11 protein-coding genes and 3 pseudogenes are annotated in these 19,865 nt (G+C 41.7%); 13 read left to right on the top strand and 1 reads right to left on the bottom strand.

Features of this window, described 5'->3' with window-relative positions; all coding sequences use genetic code 11:
• Window positions 1-165: 165 nt before the first annotated feature.
• The 5 genes from DXA07_RS10325 to DXA07_RS13095 all read left to right on the top strand — a co-directional run bounded on the left by DXA07_RS10325 (window position 166) and on the right by DXA07_RS13095 (window position 8,479).
• Window positions 166-3,921, top strand: coding sequence for a phosphoribosylformylglycinamidine synthase (locus DXA07_RS10325; protein WP_117807396.1), 3,756 nt, complete (start codon window positions 166-168; stop codon window positions 3,919-3,921).
• Window positions 3,922-4,122: 201 nt separating this feature from the next.
• Window positions 4,123-5,073, top strand: a complete 951-nt coding sequence (locus DXA07_RS13770) for a YfhO family protein (RefSeq protein WP_182427462.1) — start codon at window positions 4,123-4,125, stop codon at window positions 5,071-5,073.
• On the top strand, window positions 5,054-6,763 hold the full coding sequence (locus DXA07_RS10315) for a YfhO family protein (RefSeq protein WP_118484526.1): 1,710 nt from the start codon (window positions 5,054-5,056) through the stop codon (window positions 6,761-6,763). Before DXA07_RS13770 ends, DXA07_RS10315 begins: the two co-directional genes overlap by 20 nt.
• Before the next feature lie 31 nt (window positions 6,764-6,794).
• Window positions 6,795-8,174, top strand: a complete 1,380-nt coding sequence (locus DXA07_RS10310; protein WP_147352512.1) for a DUF6541 family protein — start codon at window positions 6,795-6,797, stop codon at window positions 8,172-8,174.
• Window positions 8,105-8,479, top strand: a complete 375-nt coding sequence (locus tag DXA07_RS13095) for a hypothetical protein (RefSeq protein WP_118484522.1) — start codon at window positions 8,105-8,107, stop codon at window positions 8,477-8,479. The genes DXA07_RS10310 and DXA07_RS13095 overlap by 70 nt, the downstream gene beginning before the upstream one ends.
• Before the next feature lie 27 nt (window positions 8,480-8,506).
• On the opposite strand, the gene DXA07_RS10300 is transcribed toward DXA07_RS13095, so the two are convergent.
• Window positions 8,507-9,547, bottom strand: a complete 1,041-nt coding sequence (locus tag DXA07_RS10300) for a LysR family transcriptional regulator (RefSeq protein ID WP_118484520.1) — start codon at window positions 9,545-9,547, stop codon at window positions 8,507-8,509.
• 165 nt (window positions 9,548-9,712) lie between these two features.
• Between DXA07_RS10300 and leuC the strand changes: the two genes are divergently transcribed.
• From leuC to asd, 8 genes and pseudogenes are all read left to right on the top strand, one after another.
• Window positions 9,713-10,978: a 3-isopropylmalate dehydratase large subunit gene (gene leuC, locus DXA07_RS10295; RefSeq protein WP_021944394.1), complete on the top strand. Its 1,266-nt coding sequence runs from the start codon at window positions 9,713-9,715 to the stop codon at window positions 10,976-10,978.
• Window positions 10,979-10,996: 18 nt separating this feature from the next.
• Window positions 10,997-11,481 (top strand): annotated as a pseudogene (gene leuD, locus DXA07_RS10290) (3-isopropylmalate dehydratase small subunit).
• Between the two features lie 136 nt (window positions 11,482-11,617).
• Entirely contained in the window at window positions 11,618-12,703 is a 1,086-nt protein-coding gene (gene leuB / locus DXA07_RS10285; protein ID WP_118484518.1) for a 3-isopropylmalate dehydrogenase, read from the top strand.
• A 14-nt stretch (window positions 12,704-12,717) separates the two neighbouring features.
• Window positions 12,718-14,393 (top strand): annotated as a pseudogene (ilvD, locus tag DXA07_RS10280) (dihydroxy-acid dehydratase).
• A gap of 25 nt (window positions 14,394-14,418) precedes the next feature.
• Window positions 14,419-16,100 (top strand): annotated as a pseudogene (ilvB, locus tag DXA07_RS10275) (biosynthetic-type acetolactate synthase large subunit).
• A gap of 33 nt (window positions 16,101-16,133) precedes the next feature.
• Entirely contained in the window at window positions 16,134-17,216 is a 1,083-nt protein-coding gene (serC, locus tag DXA07_RS10270) for a 3-phosphoserine/phosphohydroxythreonine transaminase (protein WP_021944398.1), read from the top strand.
• A 69-nt stretch (window positions 17,217-17,285) separates the two neighbouring features.
• Window positions 17,286-18,449, top strand: coding sequence for a phosphoglycerate dehydrogenase (locus DXA07_RS10265; protein WP_117821899.1), 1,164 nt, complete (start codon window positions 17,286-17,288; stop codon window positions 18,447-18,449).
• 26 nt (window positions 18,450-18,475) lie between these two features.
• Complete coding sequence (gene asd, locus DXA07_RS10260) at window positions 18,476-19,561, top strand: aspartate-semialdehyde dehydrogenase (protein WP_008402908.1); 1,086 nt, start codon at window positions 18,476-18,478, stop codon at window positions 19,559-19,561.
• Window positions 19,562-19,865: the final 304 nt, after the last annotated feature.

The raw sequence follows: 19,865 nt of genomic DNA, 5'->3' as shown, positions 1-19,865 counted from the left end.
GGCTGTTTTGAGGTTTATTCGGTAAACAGCAACAATTTAAAAAGAAAAGCTGAAAAAAGCTATTCAATGAATTTCAAAAGTGGTATCATAGGCGTTGTGAAACGCTTGTAATAATATGAATTCCCGAAATATGGGAAAAAACATATGATAAAAATGGAGGTTTTTATGAGCACAGTTAAGAGAGTTTATGTTGAAAAGAAGCCTGACTATGCAGTTAAGGCAAAGGAACTTCATGACGAGATCAAGAACTATCTGAATATCGATGCCGAGTATGTAAGAGTACTGGTTCGTTACGATATTGAGAATCTGTCTGAAGAAACATACAAAAAAGCACTGGTTACAGTATTTTCAGAGCCACCGATCGATATGATCTACGAGGGAGATAATCTTCCAATGGCAGATACAGATAAGGTATTTTCTGTTGAGTTCCTTCCGGGACAGTTCGATCAGAGAGCAGATTCAGCAGAACAGTGTGTTAAGCTTTTAAATGAAGATGAAGATCCTATCATAAAGACAGCCACAACATATATTTTATCCGGTAATGTAACGGATGAGCAGTTAAAAGCAGTTATGGAATACTGTATCAACCCGGTAGATTCCAGAGCCTGTGGTATGGAGATCCCTGAGACACTTGTTACCGAGTATGATGAACCGGCCGATGTTATTATCTTTGATGGTTTTAAGGATATGGCTGAGGACAAGTTAAAGGAGTTATATGATTCCCTCGGACTTGCGATGACATTTAAGGATTTCCTTCATATCCAGAAGTATTTCAAGGGTGAAGAGAAGCGTGATCCATCTATGACAGAGATCCGTGTGCTGGATACATACTGGTCTGATCATTGCCGTCATACCACATTCTCAACAGAGCTTACAAATGTTGAATTTGATGATGGTGATTATAAGGATATGCTTGAGAAGACATTTGATGCTTACCGGGCAGAGATGAAAGAAATGTATAAGGACAGAGATGATAAGTTCATCTGTCTGATGGATATAGCCCTTATGGGTATGAAGCAGTTAAAGGCAGCAGGCAAATTAGACGATATGGAAGTATCCGATGAGATCAATGCCTGCAGTATCATCGTTCCTGTAGAAGTAGACGGTGAGACAGAGGAATGGCTCGTATTCTTCAAGAATGAGACACATAACCACCCAACTGAGATCGAACCGTTTGGTGGTGCTGCTACTTGTCTTGGTGGTGCGATCCGTGATCCGTTGTCAGGTAGAGGATATGTATATCAGGCTATGCGAGTAACCGGAGCAGCAGATCCTACAAAGTCTTTAAAGGATACTCTTCCTGGAAAGCTTCCACAGAGAAAGATCGTTACGACCGCAGCAGCAGGTTACAGCTCATATGGTAACCAGATCGGTCTTGCAACAGGACTTGTAAATGAAATATATCATCCGGATTATGTAGCAAAGAGAATGGAGATCGGAGCAGTTATGGGTGCAGCTCCAAGACGTGCGGTAAAACGTCTGAATTCTGATCCGGGAGATAAGATCATCCTTCTCGGCGGACGTACCGGTCGTGACGGTTGTGGTGGAGCAACCGGATCATCCAAGGCACATAACAGCCAGTCTCTTGAGACCTGTGGTGCAGAAGTACAGAAGGGTAATCCTCCAACAGAGAGAAAGATCCAGCGACTGTTCAGAAGAGAAGAAGTTGCTTCTATCATAAAGAAATGTAATGACTTTGGTGCCGGCGGTGTATCCGTAGCGATCGGAGAACTTGCACCTGGTCTGGTTGTAGATCTGGACAAGGTTCCAAAGAAATATGCAGGTCTGGATGGAACAGAGCTTGCTATTTCAGAATCTCAGGAGCGTATGGCTATCGTAGTAGATCCAAAAGATGTAGATACGATGCTTAAGTATGCGGATGAAGAGAATCTGGAAGCCGTTGTTGTAGCAGAAGTAACAGAAGAACCAAGACTGGTTCTGACATGGAGAGGAAAAGAGATCGTAAATATCTCCCGTGCATTCCTTGATACAAACGGCGCACATCAGGAAACAGATGTTAAGGTAGAGATTCCTGCAAAGGCAGATAATTATTTCGATTCTGTAAAAGAACCGGAAGATGTAAAGAAAGCATGGATCGACACATTGTCAGATCTGAATGTATGCTCACAGAAGGGCCTTGTTGAGATGTTCGACAGCTCAATCGGAGCAGGCACAGTAACGATGCCATATGGTGGAAAGTATCAGCTTACACCGACACAGACAATGATCGCAAAGCTTCCTGTTATGAAGGGTAAGACCGATACGATCACAATGATGAGTTATGGATTTGATCCATATCTGTCAAGCTGGAGCCCATATCATGGTTCTGTATATGCAGTTGTAACATCTGCAGCAAAGATCGCAGCAGCCGGTGGTGATGTTTCAAAGATCCGTCTGACTTTCCAGGAGTATTTCAAGAGACTCGGAACAGATCCATACAGATGGGGTCAGCCATTTGCAGCCCTGCTTGGTGCATATGATGTTCAGGTCGGACTTGGACTTCCATCTATCGGGGGTAAAGACAGTATGTCAGGAACCTTCAATGATATCGATGTTCCTCCGACACTGGTTTCCTTTGCAGTTGATGTTGCAAGTTACATGAACGTAGTAACACCGGAGCTTAAGAAAGCAGGCAATGTGCTTGTTAAGCTTGATATAGAAAAAGATGAAAATGATATCCCGGTATATCAGAATGTACTTGCCATGTACGATCTGTTACATCAGGCAATCCTTGCAGACAAGGTAGAATCTGCTTACGCTGTAGGATTTGGTGGTATGATCGAAGCTGTCAGCAAGATGGCATTTGGTAATAAACTGGGTGTAGATATTGATACCTGTATTACAAAGAGAGAACTGGTTTCCAAGGATTATGGTTCAATCATCCTTGAAGTGAAGCCGGAGAATGTAAATACACTTGGTATTCCGGTTAAGAAGATCGGTACTGTAAATAACAGTGCAGCATTCACCTATGGTGATGTAACAGTTACAATGGATGAAGCACTTGCTGCATGGACAAAGACACTGGAGAAGGTATTCCCGACAGAGTCAGGTGTAGAACAGAAGAAGATCGAGACCGGTCTTTTTGATGCAAAGACCGTATATACAGCAAAGAATAAGGTTGCAAAGCCAAAGGTATTCATTCCTGTATTCCCGGGTACAAACTGTGAATATGATTCTGCAAAGGCATTTGAACGTGCAGGTGCAGAGGTTGAGACGATCGTATTCCGCAACATGACAGCACAGGGCATTCGTGATTCTGTAGATGCATTTACAAAGGCAATCAGCCAGTCACAGATCATCATGTTCCCGGGTGGCTTCTCCGCAGGTGATGAACCGGATGGTTCCGGTAAGTTTATCGCAACAGCATTCCGTAATGCGAAGATCGCAGACGAGGTTATGAAGCTGTTACAGCAGAGAGATGGTCTTGCACTTGGTATCTGTAACGGATTCCAGGCACTGATCAAGCTCGGACTGGTTCCTTACGGTGAGATCCGTCCACAGACAGATGATTCACCTACATTGACGATCAACAGTATCGGTCGTCATCAGTCCAAGATGGTTTATACCAAGGTGGTAACAAACAAGTCCCCATGGTTAAAGGAAGCTGAACTTGGCGGCGTATACACAATTCCAATCTCACATGGTGAGGGAAGATTTGTTGCAAGCAAGGAATGGTGCGAGAAGCTGTTTGAAAATGGTCAGGTTGCAACACAGTATGTTGATATGAATGGTAACCCGACAATGGATGAGTACTACAATGTCAATGGTTCTTACTATGCGATCGAAGGTATCACAAGCCCGGATGGTCGTGTACTTGGTAAGATGGGACATTCAGAGCGTACCGGTCGTGCGGTTGCAGTCAATATCTATGGCGACCAGAACCAGAAGATCTTTGAAAGTGGTGTAGATTACTTCAAGTAAGAGAATAATAGATCATAAATAAAAGCCCGCATGATAGGATTGAGGCATAACCGTTTGGTGGCTGAGAGAGGATTATGCGGGCTTTATTATTTGTTAAAGACTTGTATAATCATGAGGTTTTGACAGATTCATGATGTAGTCAGAAAAATGAGAAAAAGAATTTTTACAGATTTAGGTATAAATATAAAGGAGATTGGAACTATGGACAAAAAAGAGAAAGGGAAAAAAAGAAGTTGGGGACTTTATGTTCTTGCATTCTGTGTACCGGTTATCGGACTTCTGGTACATATGTTGATTGGAAAATGTTATCCATTTGGTGATAATTCTATTTTACTTGGGGATGCCAAAGATCAGTACCTTTCTTTTTTTAAAGAATTATATGACCGGTTAAAAAACGGCCAGTCACTGCTTTTTAGTTGGAATGGTGGAATGGGTTATGATTTTTATTGCAATATGATGTATTATCTGATGAGCCCATTCAACCTGATCACGCTTTGTTTTGGCAGATACAGTATGGAACTGGGCATGATCGTAACCATGGCAGTGGAAATTGGTATGTGTGCTGTTTCTGCATTGTATTATTTTAGACATACATATATTAATTCTATGGAGCATGGAAGGATAAATGATGGAGTAACATTTGTATTTTCCATTGTTTATGCAATGTGCAATTATATTTTAGCCTATCAGTATAATCTGATGTGGCTTACCAGCCTGGTATTGGTTCCTTTTGTTATGCTTGGAATTGAGAAAATTGTCAGAAAACAAGATTACAGATTGTATATCGTAACCATGATACTTGTATTTGTTGTGAATTTTTATTTTGCATGGTTTGTCTGTCTGTTATCCTTCTTCTGGTTTATTGATCAGAACCGGGGAGGATGCAAAGCATGGATGAAATGCTTTGTCAAATGGTTTCTGGTATCTGTCTGTGCTGCACTTGCGGCAGCAGCAGTATTAATTCCGTGTTACATATTAGTACGTTCCAGAAATGATAATTTTACAAATGCATCCTCTTATACATGGAACACGATTGGAAATATAGGAAACTTTATTCAGAGCTTTTTCTGGGGACATGCATTGGATATAGCTGGACACGATTTGTTTACAGTTAACTCGTATTGTGGTACTGATGGTCTGCTATCTGCTTAATGCGGAGATAACGCCTGGCAATCGTATACGCCGCTGTGTGATATTGCTGTTTCTGGCGGCTTCCCTGTGTGTTTCGGGATTGATCTATGTGATGCATGGTTTTTCATATCCGCATAGTATATCCAATAGAGATGTTTTTTTACTTACAGTATTTATTATAATATCTGCATTTGAACAGGTTTGTAAATTAAAAAAACTTGGAATTATTAGAATGTCAATAGTTGCAATCATTCTGATGGGTTTAACAATTTGTGCATTTATATGGAATAATGATGTACAAAATATTATATGTTACATGGGAACAATTCTGATCCTTGTTTACAGTTTAATATGTTTATTTTTGTATGAAAGAAATAGCATAACAGGGAAAAGTATGCTTATAAATGTAATTGTTTTATGTTTGCTTGAAGTTATGGGAAACTCGTTTTTGATCAATGATAACTCAAAGGTAGATATAAGAGTTCTTCCTAATATTGCTGCATCGGAATGGGAAGACGATTATAAAGCAATTAAATTGCAGGCGGGAGAGAGAAAGACAAGCTGGGTATTTTCAACAAACAATATGATTGATTCAGATACAAATTTGTTTTCGTCAATGAAAAATACAGAAATGGTGTGGCTGTTTCGAAGGTTAGGACTCTCTTATCAGGATAATGGTGGATGTTATGTATATCGTGGAACAACACCTGTAACTGCAGCTATGTTTAATGTACGAAATGTTTTAACGGATTCACCAGCGCATTATGGTGGATATACCAGTAAAGAACAAAAGAAAATATATAATGATTATCAGCAGACTTCGGATGTACTTCAATTAATGGAAAATGATTATTTAGCCGGACTTGGATTTATGTGTTCTTATGAACTTGAATTGAATGATTGGATGAATGGAAATGCATTTGAAGTACAGAATGCTTTTATGAGCAGTGCCTTAGGGGAAAAGACTGATTTGTTTACAGAGGTTACCATTCCGTCTATAGAGATTTCAGGAAATTATTGCCTGCCATTTAAACAACAAGGTAATTTATTCCCATATTTATCAACAGCTTTGAATGATTCTGTAATGAATCTGTCATTAGGAATTACTATTCCAGAAGATATACATTTGTATGTACACTTAAGTGATGCATATAGAGTTATGACAAATGTATATATTGATGGAAAAGAATATAGTACACTTGATACATATCCATCAAATGGCGAGATCCTTGACCTTGGTAATTTGAAAAAAGGACAGAAGGTGAGTCTTCTTGTATATACACTTGCGAGTCCTGGAGTCAAAGGGGAAACGATGATTAATTTTTATAGCTTGGATGATGTTCTCATGCAGACTTCTTTGACTCAATTAAGGGCGCAGAAATTAGAAGTGTCTCGTTTGGATGATACACGGATTGAGGGACACATATCGGCAAAAGAAGATGGCATTTTATATACCTCAATTCCATATTACAAGGGATTTCAGATATATGTAGATGGTAAAAGAGAATCAGTGGTCCCAATCGGAAAAGCGCTAATCGGTATAGAGATGCAGGCAGGAGAACATGATATTCGTATTACTTACTTTCCATATGGACTAAAAGCCGGAATTATCTGTAGTATATTAGGATTGCTGTGTACAGCGTTTATTATATGGTTGAATACCAGAAAACTTCAAATAATTAAGGAAGGAAAAACAAGAGTAGAAAATTAATTAAATTCTTCTATTTTTGATTAATGATCTTATGGAGAAAAGCAGAAGAGAACGAATGGAATGGCTGGTTATAATGCTGGTTGTCAGTCTGCTGTGCATGATACCATGTATGGGGAAACTGCTTCCGCAGGGAGACGATATGACTTTTCATATTCTGAGAATAGAAAGTGTTTATCATGCAATAAAGACCGGACAGGGTTTCCCTGCATATATTTATGATAAACTGCTGGAGGGGTATGGTTATGGAGCAGGAATCTTTTATCCGGATATCCTGCTGCTTCCTGCAATCCTGCTTCGTTTTATGGGACTGTCACCGGCAGGAGCCATGAAGGGATATATTTTCCTGTTGCTGTTACTGACCTGTTATACATCATACCGGGCAGGAAAAGTAATTGGAAAAAGTCATTTTGTGGGGCTTGTTACGATGGTACTTTATACAATGGGACATTATCATTTGGAAGATATATACAGACGGTCGGCAATGGGAGAAGTTGTCGCTATGGCATTCATTCCTCTGGTATTTCTGGCATTGTATGATTATACAGAACGGGAAGAACGGAGAAAAGGGTTGTTATGTCTGGTATTTTCCGGTTTGCTGCTCTGTCACACGATCAGCTTCGTGTTATGTGTTGGAATCGCTGTGGTATGGGTGCTGATCTGTATCCGAAAGGTATGGGATAAAAAGCATATTCTGGGCGTGCTGGCTGAGATTTTAGGTTGTGTACTGCTGACTGCATTTTACTGGATTCCGGTATTGGAACAATTTGCGGATGGAACATTTTATGTCAGTACGAATCCGGCATTTGAGACACAGGATGAGATGATGACGATGCTTGGTATTGTAAGTGGAAGACTGTCAGTTTCCTTTGCAGAGCTTGGTATTTTCCTGTTACTGGTAATGCTTGGACTACGGTCACAGATAAAAAATAAAAAGGCAATTCTGTGCCTTTGCCTTGCAGTTGGTTTGTTACTCATAGAAACACGGTTGTTCCCATGGAAATTAATAGATAAAACACCGCTTATCAGTCTGCAGTTTCCATGGAGACTGAATATGTTCACAGAATTTTTTGTAGCATTTGGAATCGGAAACCAGTTATATGCATTATACAAACACAGTCTTTTATCCGAGAAAAACTGCAAACTGTGTTTTGTGCTCTGCGTATTGGTCGGTGTCTTTAATCTGAGTGTCGTATGGCAGGTGGAGATCCTCGGCACATGGATTATTCATATGACTATATCGAGACACCGGCAAATACAAATGAGATCGGCTTTTGTGAATGGCTGCCATCAGAAGCAGACAGAGGACAGACAGTGTTCAGTGATAACAGTGGAACGATATGGTTGTATGGAGAGAATGAGAAGACGGAGACAGGTGAATATCATTCAGATGGAAGCTATTCCTTTGATGTAAATGGTACTTATGACAGTTGTGTTGTTCCGAAATATTACTACAAAGGATATGAAGCAACTGTAGCCGATCCGGCCGGCAGTCAGGAACTGCTTCCGGTTTCCAAAGATCCGGATACCGGACTGGTCAGACTGGAACTGAATGGGAAAAGCGGAACGATTTGTGTCTGGTACGGAAAAACCATAATGCAGACAGTATCGAAATGGATATCTCTGCTTAGTCTGTTGCTTATCGTTGCTTTTGGTGTGATCCAGTTCCTTACAAAGCATAAAAGTGGACGGGAAAATACAGACACACAATACATCTGATTTTGTGGAATGTATTAAGTGATGAAATCACGAAATATTACAATAATCTAAAAAAGTACATAACGCTTTTGACTGGTGTCGGTTTTGCAGATAGGCGAAGCCGACACTTCTTTTTGGAATAGGTGTTGGAAGGGGGATTTCTACGATACGTCCATCCTTCAGGTAGCTTTCAGAGAATTCCCGGACAACACTGGCGATTCCCATACCGATCGCTGCGAAGTCAAGCAGGAGATCCATGTTATTGATCTCAAGAAGCTGGTTACAGTGGAATGAATGTTCATTCAGATAGTTATCGACATGGGTTCTGGTTACATTTGCCTCCTCTAACATCATAAGTGTAGAGTGGCGGAAGATATCCCGGATATGATCTTCGGTCAGGACTTCAGAATCCAAAACGGACTGCTGTACATTCATAAGCGGGATCAGGTTCCCTATGATCGAGCCGGGAAATACCGGATAGCCGGTAGTTTCCGGTTGTATATCGGCGGTTCCTTCGCCTGCTTCCAGACCGGCTTCTGTTTCCCGGTATGGAAAATTATCGATATAATCACTATTTGCCACGAAAATATCATGGATGGAGCGTACATGGGAATAAGTGATATTTTTAGGTAGTTCCGTTTCGCAGATCAGACCGATGTCGATTTCTTCATTTTTTAAGAGCCGGATCGTATTTTTGGTAGAGTGGCAGTCGATGCTGACCTTGATATTCGGGTTATCTTTGATGAAGGGCTTCAAGTAGTCCAACAGGATATGCTTGCAGAGAGAGGTGCTGACACCGATACGGATATGACCAATCCCAAGTTCGTTGTATTTTTTCAGACTTTCTTCTCCCTTTACAATGTTATCCAGCGCGCGTTCGATATAGTCATACAGGATCGTCCCCTCTTCGGTCAGGGCAACGCCCCTGGAATTGCGGACAAAGAGTGCAATCCCTATGCTTTCTTCCAGATTGCTGATCGCCTTGCTGACTGCGGGCTGGCTGATATAAAGCTGGTTTGCGGCACGGCTGATGCTGCCGGTTTTAGCAACTGTGTAAAACACATTATAATAATTCAGATTATTGATCATGGCGTCCCTCCAATATATAAATACAAGTTATACAATGTATTACTATTATATATTGTAATTATACCAGTCGGTGTGGTAAAATCAATAAAAATATTCAATAACAAAATGCGTGAAATAGCGACAGTTATTTACAAAATAAGATTTAGGATCAGGAGGACAAAGCACATGGGTATGACAATGACTCAGAAGATTTTAGCTGCACATGCAGGACTTGACAGCGTGGAAGCCGGACAGTTGATTGAGGCAGATTTGGACCTTGTACTTGGAAATGATGTTACAACACCTGTAGCAATTCATGAGATGGACAAATTCAATAAGAAAGAAGTATTTGATAAGAATAAGATTGCACTTGTAATGGATCACTTTACACCGAATAAGGATATTAAGAGTGCAGAGCATTGTAAATGTGTCAGAGAATTCTCGGCAGAGAACCAGATCAAGAATTTTTTTGATGTAGGTTCTATGGGTATTGAGCACGCTCTGTTACCGGAGCAGGGACTGATTGTTGCAGGCGAGACCTGTATCGGTGCAGATTCTCATACATGTACATATGGTGCACTTGGTGCATTTTCAACCGGTGTTGGAAGTACTGATATGGCAGCCGGTATGGTGACAGGCAAAGCATGGTTTAAGGTACCATCTGCGATCAAGTTTAATATTGTAGGAGAGAAAGCACCTTGGGTCAGCGGTAAGGATGTTATCCTTCACATCATTGGTATGATCGGTGTAGACGGCGCATTATACAAATCTATGGAATTTGTTGGTGACGGTATTAAGAACCTGACCATGGATGATCGTTTTACTATCGCAAATATGGCAATCGAAGCAGGTGCCAAGAACGGAATCTTTCCGGTGGATGAATTAACAGAAGCATACATGAAGGAACATTCCACAAAGGCTTACAAGAAGTATGAAGCAGATGCAGATGCAGTTTATGATGAAGAGTATACGATTGATCTTTCTACACTTCGTCCAACAGTTGCATTTCCACATCTGCCGGAGAATACAAAGACAATTGATGAAGTTGGCGATATCAAGATCGATCAGGTTGTGATCGGATCCTGTACAAATGGACGTATTTCCGATATGCGTATTGCAGCAGATATCATCAAGGGCAGACAGGTAGCACAGGGTGTTCGTGTCATCGTGATCCCCGGAACACAGGAAGTATACTTACAGTGTATCGAAGAAGGACTCATGACGATATTTGTAAAGGCAGGCGCTGTAGTTTCCACTCCTACCTGTGGACCATGTCTTGGTGGACATATGGGTGTTATGGCAGCAGGAGAAAAAGCCGTATCCACAACCAACCGTAACTTTGTAGGACGTATGGGTCATGTTGATTCAGAAGTATATCTGGCAAGCCCGGCTGTTGCAGCAGCATCAGCGATCACAGGCAAGATCAGCAGTCCGGAAGAACTTGGATTATAATTAAGGAGGGTACGCAGAATGAAAGCATATGGTACAGTACACAAATATGGTGACAACGTAGATACAGATGTTATTATCCCTGCAAGATATCTGAATTCATCAGATCCTGCGGAGCTGCAAAACACTGTATGGAAGACATAGATAAGGAATTTGTAAACAACGTAAAAGCAGGAGATATCATTGTGGCAAAGAAGAACTTTGGCTGTGGTTCCTCCAGAGAGCATGCACCGATCGCGATTAAAGCATCCGGTGTAAGCTGTGTTATCGCAGATACATTTGCAAGAATTTTCTATCGTAACTCGATCAATATCGGACTTCCGATCATTGAGTGTCCGGAAGCAGCAGAAGGTATCGAGGACGGTGATGAAGTAGAGATCGATTTTGACAGTGGTATCATCTACGATAAGACAAAGGATACCCGGTATAAGGGGCAGGCATTTCCTCCATTCATGCAGGAGATCATTAAGAATGAAGGTCTGATTAACTACATTAACAACAAGTAATGCACATTTGAATAACTCTATGCTATGCAAGCTTGCTTGCATACAGCATAGGAGTTATTCAAATGTATAGTGCGCAGCACAAACCGAGCCGAAAGGCGAGGTTGCATTACTTGGTAAAGAAAGGCAGGAATAAAAGATGAAATGTAATTTAGCAGTGATCAAGGGTGACGGTATTGGCCCTGAGATCGTAACAGAAGCAATGAAGGTTCTGGATAAAGTCGGTGAAGTATATGGTCATACATTTGATTATGAGCAGATCCTGATGGGTGGATGCTCGATCGACGCAACCGGAGTGCCGCTTACAGATGAGGCAGTAGCAGTAGCAAAATCAAAGGATGCCGTATTGTTAGGCTCCATTGGTGGAAATACTTCTACCTCGCCATGGTATAAGCTTCCTCCAAATTTAAGACCGGAAGCAGGACTTCTTAAGATCCGTAAGGAGCTTGGATTATTTGCAAACTTAAGACCGGCAAATCTTTATGAGGAGTTAAAGAGTGCCTGTCCGTTAAAGGAAGAGATCGCAGATCGTGGATTTGACATGATGATCATGCGTGAACTGACAGGTGGCCTGTATTTTGGAACAAGAAGTACAGAGGAGATCGATGGTGTGTTAACTGCACATGATAACCTTGTATATAATGAGAACGAGATCCGTCGTATTGCGATCAAGGGTTTTGATATCGCAATGAAGAGAAGAAAGAAAGTTACATCTGTAGATAAGGCAAATGTTCTGGATTCTTCCAGATTATGGAGAAAGATCGTAGAAGAAGTGGCAAAGGATTATCCGGAAGTAAGCTATGAGCATATGTTAGTTGATAACTGCGCAATGCAGCTTGTAAAGGATCCTGCACAGTTTGATGTTGTATTAACAGAGAATATGTTCGGTGACATCCTTTCCGATGAGGCATCCATGATCACAGGTTCGATCGGTATGCTTCCGTCTGCATCCTTAAATGAGACGAAGTTTGGTATGTATGAGCCAAGCGGCGGATCAGCACCGGATATTGCAGGACAGAACAAGGCCAATCCTATCGCAACGATCCTGTCGGCAGCTATGATGCTTCGCTTCACATTTGACTTGGATAAGGAAGCAGATGCAGTAGAGCAGGCTGTAAAACAGGTACTGGTAGATGGTTACAGAACATGTGATATCATTTCGGAAGGAATGACACCGGTAAGCTGTTCTGAAATGGGAGATTTAATTGCAGAACGCATAAAATAAAGGAGAGTATAGATATGAAGAGTGATAATGTAAAAGTCGGAATGCAGCAGGCGCCACATCGTTCCCTGTTTAATGCACTCGGTATGACAAAGGAAGAAATGAAACGTCCGCTGGTAGGTATTGTATGTTCTTACAATGAGATCGTTCCGGGACATATGAATCTGGATAAGATCGCACAGGCAGTTAAGATGGGAGTTGCTATGGCTGGTGGTACACCTGTCATGTTCCCGGCAATTGCAGTCTGTGATGGTATCGCTATGGGACATATCGGTATGAAATATTCATTAGTAACCAGAGATCTGATCGCTGATTCTACAGAAGCAATGGCAACTGCACATCAGTTTGATGCACTGGTTATGATCCCGAACTGTGATAAGAATGTACCTGGTCTGTTAATGGCTGCAGCAAGAGTAAATGTACCTACCGTATTTGTATCCGGTGGCCCAATGCTTGCAGGTCATGTAAAAGGTCATAAGACCAGTCTTTCCAGTATGTTTGAGGCTGTTGGTTCTTATTCGGCAGGAACCATGACAGCAGAAGATGTAAATGAATTTGAATGTAAGGCATGTCCTACCTGCGGTTCCTGTTCCGGTATGTATACAGCGAATTCCATGAACTGCTTAACAGAAGCACTTGGTATGGGACTTCCTGGAAACGGAACGATACCTGCGGTGTATTCTGAGCGTCTGAAGCTTGCAAAGCATGCAGGTATGGCTGTTATGGATATGTACAGAAAGAATATCAGACCAAGAGATATCATTACAAAAGAAGCAATCATCAAGCATTAACCGTTGATATGGCGCTTGGATGTTCTACCAACTCCATGCTTCATATTCCGGCTATCGCACATGAGATCGGGTTTGACTTTGATATTTCCTATGCAAATGAGATCAGTGCCAAGACACCAAACTTATGTCATCTGGCTCCTGCAGGTCCTACTTATATGGAAGATCTGAATGAAGCTGGTGGCGTATACGCTGTTATGAATGAATTAAAATCCGCAGGTCTGTTAAATGAAGCCTGTATGACAGTAACCGGTAAGACGATCGGTGAAGCTGTTGACGGCGTAGCAAATAAGAATCCGGAAGTTATCCGTACACTGGATAATCCATATAGTAAGACTGGTGGTCTTGCAGTATTAAAGGGAAATCTTGCACCGGACGGTTCTGTTGTAAAGCGTTCCGCTGTTGTGCCTGAGATGATGGTGCATGAAGGACCTGCAAGAGTATTTGACTGTGAAGAAGATGCAATCGCAGCAATCAAGGGCGGTAAGATCGTATCTGGTGATGTCGTTGTTATCCGTTATGAAGGACCAAAGGGAGGTCCCGGTATGCGTGAGATGTTAAATCCGACATCAGCGATCGCCGGTATGGGACTTGGCTCATCGGTAGCCCTGATCACAGACGGAAGATTCTCAGGAGCCAGCCGTGGCGCATCCATCGGACATGTTTCACCGGAAGCAGCAGTTGGCGGTCCGATCGCACTCGTAGAAGAGGGAGATATCATCAAGATCGATATTAACAATACTACGATCACGTTAGATGTACCGGATGATGTGCTTGCACAGAGAAAGGCTGCATGGAAGCCAAGAACACCGAAGGTAACAACCGGTTATCTTGCAAGATATGCCGCTATGGTAACATCAGGAAATCGTGGAGCAATCTTAGAGGTACCAAAGGCTGATAAGTAGAGAGTATTAAAGGAGCAAAAGGAAAATGGCAAAGAAGATATCAGGTTCTGAGATAGTAATTGAATGTTTAAAAGAACAGGGTGTTGATATTGTGTTCGGGTATCCGGGGGGCGCAATCTTAAATGTCTATGATGCCTTATATAAGCATCAGGAAGAGATCACGCATGTACTTACATCACATGAGCAGGGGGCAGCACATGCCGCTGACGGATATGCAAGAGCAACAGGTAAGGTCGGTGTCTGTATGGCTACATCCGGTCCCGGTGCAACAAACCTTGTAACGGGAATTGCAACTGCATATATGGATTCCGTTCCGATGGTTGCGATCACCGCAAATGTCGGAGTAAATATGCTTGGTAAGGACAGCTTTCAGGAGATCGACATTGCAGGTGTTGTAATGCCGATCACAAAGCATAGCTTTATCGTAAAAAATGTAGAAGATCTGGCACCGACGATCCGACGTGCATTTAAGATCGCAAAGAGTGGAAGACCAGGTCCTGTCCTTGTTGATATTACAAAGGATGTTACGGCTGCAGAGGCAGAGTATACATATGAAGAACCGGCAGTGATCGAGCGTAAGACAGATACAATCCGGGAAGAAGATATAAATAAAGTGATCGAGATGATCAAAGTATCCAGAAGACCATATATCATGGCAGGCGGCGGAGTGATCATTCAGGAGCTTCCGAAGAATTAAAAGAATTTGCCGAGAAGGTAGATGCACCTGTATGTGATACACTTATGGGAAAGGGCGCATATGATGGTACAAGCGAGCGTTATACCGGCATGATCGGAATGCACGGAACCAAGGTATCGAATCTTGGAGTATCCAGATCCGACCTTGTGATCGTGGTAGGAGCACGTTTCTCCGACCGTGTAATCGGAAATGCTTCCAAGTTCGCACCAAATGCAAAGATCATTCATATTGATATCGATGCAGCCGAGATCGATAAGAATATTCCGGCAAATGCAAGCATTGTGGGTGATGCTAAAGAAGTTCTGACGATATTAAACAGTAAACTTCCAACTCAGTCAAATCGTTCCTGGATGGCAGAAATCAAGGATTTAACAGAGAAAAATCCGGTCACATACGACATGAATCACTTAAATGGACCGGCAACTATCAAAAAAATCTATGAAATTACCGAAGGAAATGCTATAATCACTACTGATGTAGGTCAGCACCAGATGTGGGCGGCACAGAATTACACTTATAAGGAGCCAAGAACTTTCCTTTCATCAGGCGGACTTGGTACTATGGGATACGGTGTCGGTGCAGCTATCGGCGCAAAATATGGCAGACCGGATAAGACTGTAGTAAATATCGCAGGAGACGGATGCTTCCGTATGAATATGAACGAGATTGCGACAGCAGCCCGTTATAAAGTACCTATCATTCAGGTGGTATTAAATAATCACGTTCTCGGAATGGTAAGACAGTGGCAGAATCTGTTCTACGGACAGCGGTATTCGAATACAGTATTAGATGATTCTGTTGATTTTGTAGCAGTATCAAAAGCACTTGGGGCAAATGCAAGTAAGATCACATCGATCGAAGAGTTTGAAACAGAGTTTAAGAAGGCATTGACAGCAGATGGTCCGACCGTACTGGATGTTATGATCGATTCCGATGATAAGGTATGGCCTATGGTAGCTCCAGGTGCTGCAATCGACACCTGTTTCACAGACAAAGATCTTGATAATTAAAAATAACAATATTAAAAAAGAAGGAGATAAAAAATGGCAAGAGTATTTAACTTTTCAGCAGGTCCATCCATGCTTCCTGAATCTGTATTAAGAGAAGCAGCAGAAGAAATGCTTGACTACAGAGGAACAGGCATGAGTGTTATGGAGATGAGTCATCGATCGAAAGCATTCGATACGATCATCAAAGAGGCAGAACAGGATCTTCGCGATATCATGGAAATCCCTGATAATTACAAAGTATTATTCTTACAGGGCGGTGCTTCCCAGCAGTTCGCTGCGATACCTATGAACCTTATGAAGAATGGTGTAGCGGATTACATCATCACAGGTCAGTGGGCAAAGAAAGCATACGAAGAAGCTAAAAAATATGGAAAGGTAAATGCTGTTGCTTCATCAGCAGATAAGACATTCTCCTATATCCCGGATTGTTCTGATCTTCCGATTGATGAGGATGCAGATTATGTATATATCTGTCACAACAATACAATCTATGGAACTACATATCACAAGCTTCCAAATACAAAGGGTAAGATTCTGGTAGCAGATATGTCATCCGACATTCTGTCTCAGCCGGTCAATGTATCTGACTATGGTGTGATCTACTTTGGCGTACAGAAGAACGTAGGTCCGGCCGGTGTAGTAGTTGCGATCATCCGTGAAGATCTGATCCGTGATGACGTTATGCCATTTACACCAACCATGTTAAAGTATAAGACACAGGCAGATGCAGATTCTCTTTACAATACACCACCATGCTACGGTATCTATATTTGTGGCAAGGTATTCAAATGGGTAAAAGAGATGGGTGGTCTTGCAGCTATGAAGGAGCACAATGAGAAGAAGGCAGCAATCCTTTACAATTTCTTAGACAGCTCCAAGATGTTTAAGGGAACTGTAGTAAAAGAGGATCGTTCTTTAATGAATGTTCCATTTGTTACAGGTGATGAAGAATTAGATGCCAAGTTCGTAAAGGCTGCAACAGAAGCTGGTTTTGTAAATCTGAAGGGACACAGAACGGTTGGCGGCATGAGAGCATCGATCTACAATGCAATGCCGATCGAAGGTGTTGAGAAATTAGTAGAATTCATGAAGGATTTCGAAGAGAAGAATTCATAATAAGAGCATTCTGCATGCAGTCCTTTGGGATTGCATGCGGAGGCGGATATAAAGGAGAGTTAAATAAAAATGGCAGTTAAAGTGAATTGTTTAAATCCGATCGCTGCATGTGGCATGAAGCTGTTACCGGATACATATGAAATAACGGATAATTATGCAGACGCAGATGCGGTCCTGGTAAGAAGTGCATCCATGCATGATCTGGAACTTTCAGACAAACTCCTGTGTGTTGCAAGAGCAGGTGCAGGTGTAAATAATATTCCACTTGATAAATGCGCAGAAAAGGGCGTTGTAGTATTCAATACTCCAGGTGCAAATGCAAATGGTGTTAAGGAACTGGTTGTAGCAGGTCTGCTTCTTGCTTCCCGTGATCTGATGGGCGGATACAACTGGGTAAAGGACAATGCTTCTGACGAGAACCTTGCAAAAGCAGTTGAGAAGCAGAAAAAGCAGTATGCAGGTAATGAGATCGCCGGCAAGAAGCTCGGCGTTATCGGTCTTGGTGCGATCGGTGCCAAGGTAGCAAATATCGCAGTCAGACTTGGAATGGAAGTATATGGTTATGATCCGTTTGTATCCGTTGATGCAGCATGGGGCTTATCCAAATACATCAAACATATTACAAATGTAGAAGATATCTATAAGGAATGTGATTATATCACGATCCATGTTCCAGCACTTCCTGCAACAAAGGGAATGTTGAATGCAGATGCATTTGCCATGATGAAGGATGGTGTCAGAATCCTGAACTTTGCAAGAGATGTTCTTGTAAATGATGAAGATATCAAGGCAGCACTTGCAAGCGGCAAGGTAGCAAAATATGTAACAGATTTCCCTAATCCGGCAATCGCAGGTACAGAAAATGTAATTGCATTACCACATCTTGGTGCCTCCACAGAAGAATCTGAAGATAACTGTGCGATCATGGCATGTAAAGAAATCACAGACTTTATGGAGAATGGTAATATCAAGAACTCCGTAAATTATCCAAATGTAAATATGGGCGTATGTGGTGATACTGCCAGAGTTACAATCTGCCATAAGAATATTCCTAACATGCTGACACAGTTTACAGGCGTATTTGCAAAGCAGGGCGGAAATGTATCGGGAATGATCAGTCAGGCAAAGGGTGAATATGCATACTCAATCCTTGACATTGATAAGGTTCCTACAGAAGACGATATCAATGCATTGCTTGCAATTGATGGTGTTATCAAGGTTCGCGCGATCTAAGAAAAAAGATTAGGAGATTAGTAAAAATGAGTGATAAACTGAAAGTTGGTATTCTTGGTGCTACCGGTATGGTGGGACAGAGATTTATAGCATTATTAGAGAATCATCCATGGTTTGAGGTTGTAACAGTGGCTGCAAGCCCAAGAAGTGCCGGAAAGACATATGAAGAGGCAGTCGGCGATAGATGGAAGATGGATACTCCGATGCCGGAGGGCGTTAAGAAGCTCATCGTTCATAATGTAAATGAAGTAGAACAGGTTGCTGCAACTGTAGATTTTGTATTCAGTGCAGTTGATATGTCAAAGGAAGAGATCAAGGCGATTGAAGAAGCATATGCAAAGACAGAGACTCCTGTAGTATCCAACAACTCAGCACATCGCTGGACACCGGATGTTCCTATGGTAGTACCTGAGATCAATCCGGAGCATATGAAGGTCATTGATTTCCAGAAGAAGAGACTTGGAACAACCAGAGGCTTTGTAGCAGTAAAACCAAACTGCTCCATCCAGTCTTATGCACCGGTTCTTACAGCATGGAAAGAGTTTGAGCCATATGAGGTGGTTGCTACCACATATCAGGCAATCTCAGGTGCAGGTAAGACCTTTAAGGACTGGCCGGAAATGGTTGGAAATATCATTCCATATATCGGTGGAGAAGAAGAAAAGTCAGAGAAGGAACCACTTCGTATCTGGGGTAAGATCGAGGATGGAGTGATCGTTCCTGCAACAACACCGGTTATCACATGTCAGTGTATCCGTGTTCCTGTATTAAACGGACATACAGCAGCTGTATTTGTTAAGTTCAAGAAGAATCCTACAAAGGAACAGTTGATCGAAAAGTTGGTATCATATAAGGGCGTTCCTCAGGAGCTTGAGCTTCCAAGCGCACCAAAGCAGTTCATCCAGTATCTGGAAGAAGACAATCGTCCACAGGTATCAATGGATGTTGACTTTGAACATGGTATGGGAATCAGCGTTGGTCGTCTTCGTGAAGACACTGTATATGACTGGAAGTTTGTTGGTTTATCCCATAATACAGTCAGAGGTGCAGCAGGTGGTGCTGTCCTTTGCGCAGAGTTATTAAAAGCACAGGGATATATCACAAAGAAATAAATGTTCATAGCAATAAGTTGAAAAAAGGAGGTTCTTTTAGAATATACAAAAAGAGCCTCTTTTCTTTCATAACATAATGCAAGATTTGTATGAGGAGGATAAAATGCTGGGGGTCTGGTTTATTATATGTGTTATTTTTCTTACAGTGTTTCGTTATATATGGAAAAGAAAGGAAAATAATCCATGTATGTTATTTTCGTATTTTTTATATTTGTATGATGTGACTGGATTGTTTTACTATGTGCTTGTTGGTAAATGCCGTGTAAAAATACTGTATCTGCTAATTGTTCTTTTCATGGTTATT

This window comes from Clostridium sp. AM54-37XD, assembly GCF_003478225.1.
GTDB classification, from domain to species: Bacteria; Bacillota; Clostridia; order Lachnospirales; family Lachnospiraceae; genus Coprococcus; species Coprococcus ammoniilyticus.
Note: the sequence above shows the minus strand (reverse complement) of the source record. Positions and strands in the feature narration are given on the sequence as shown.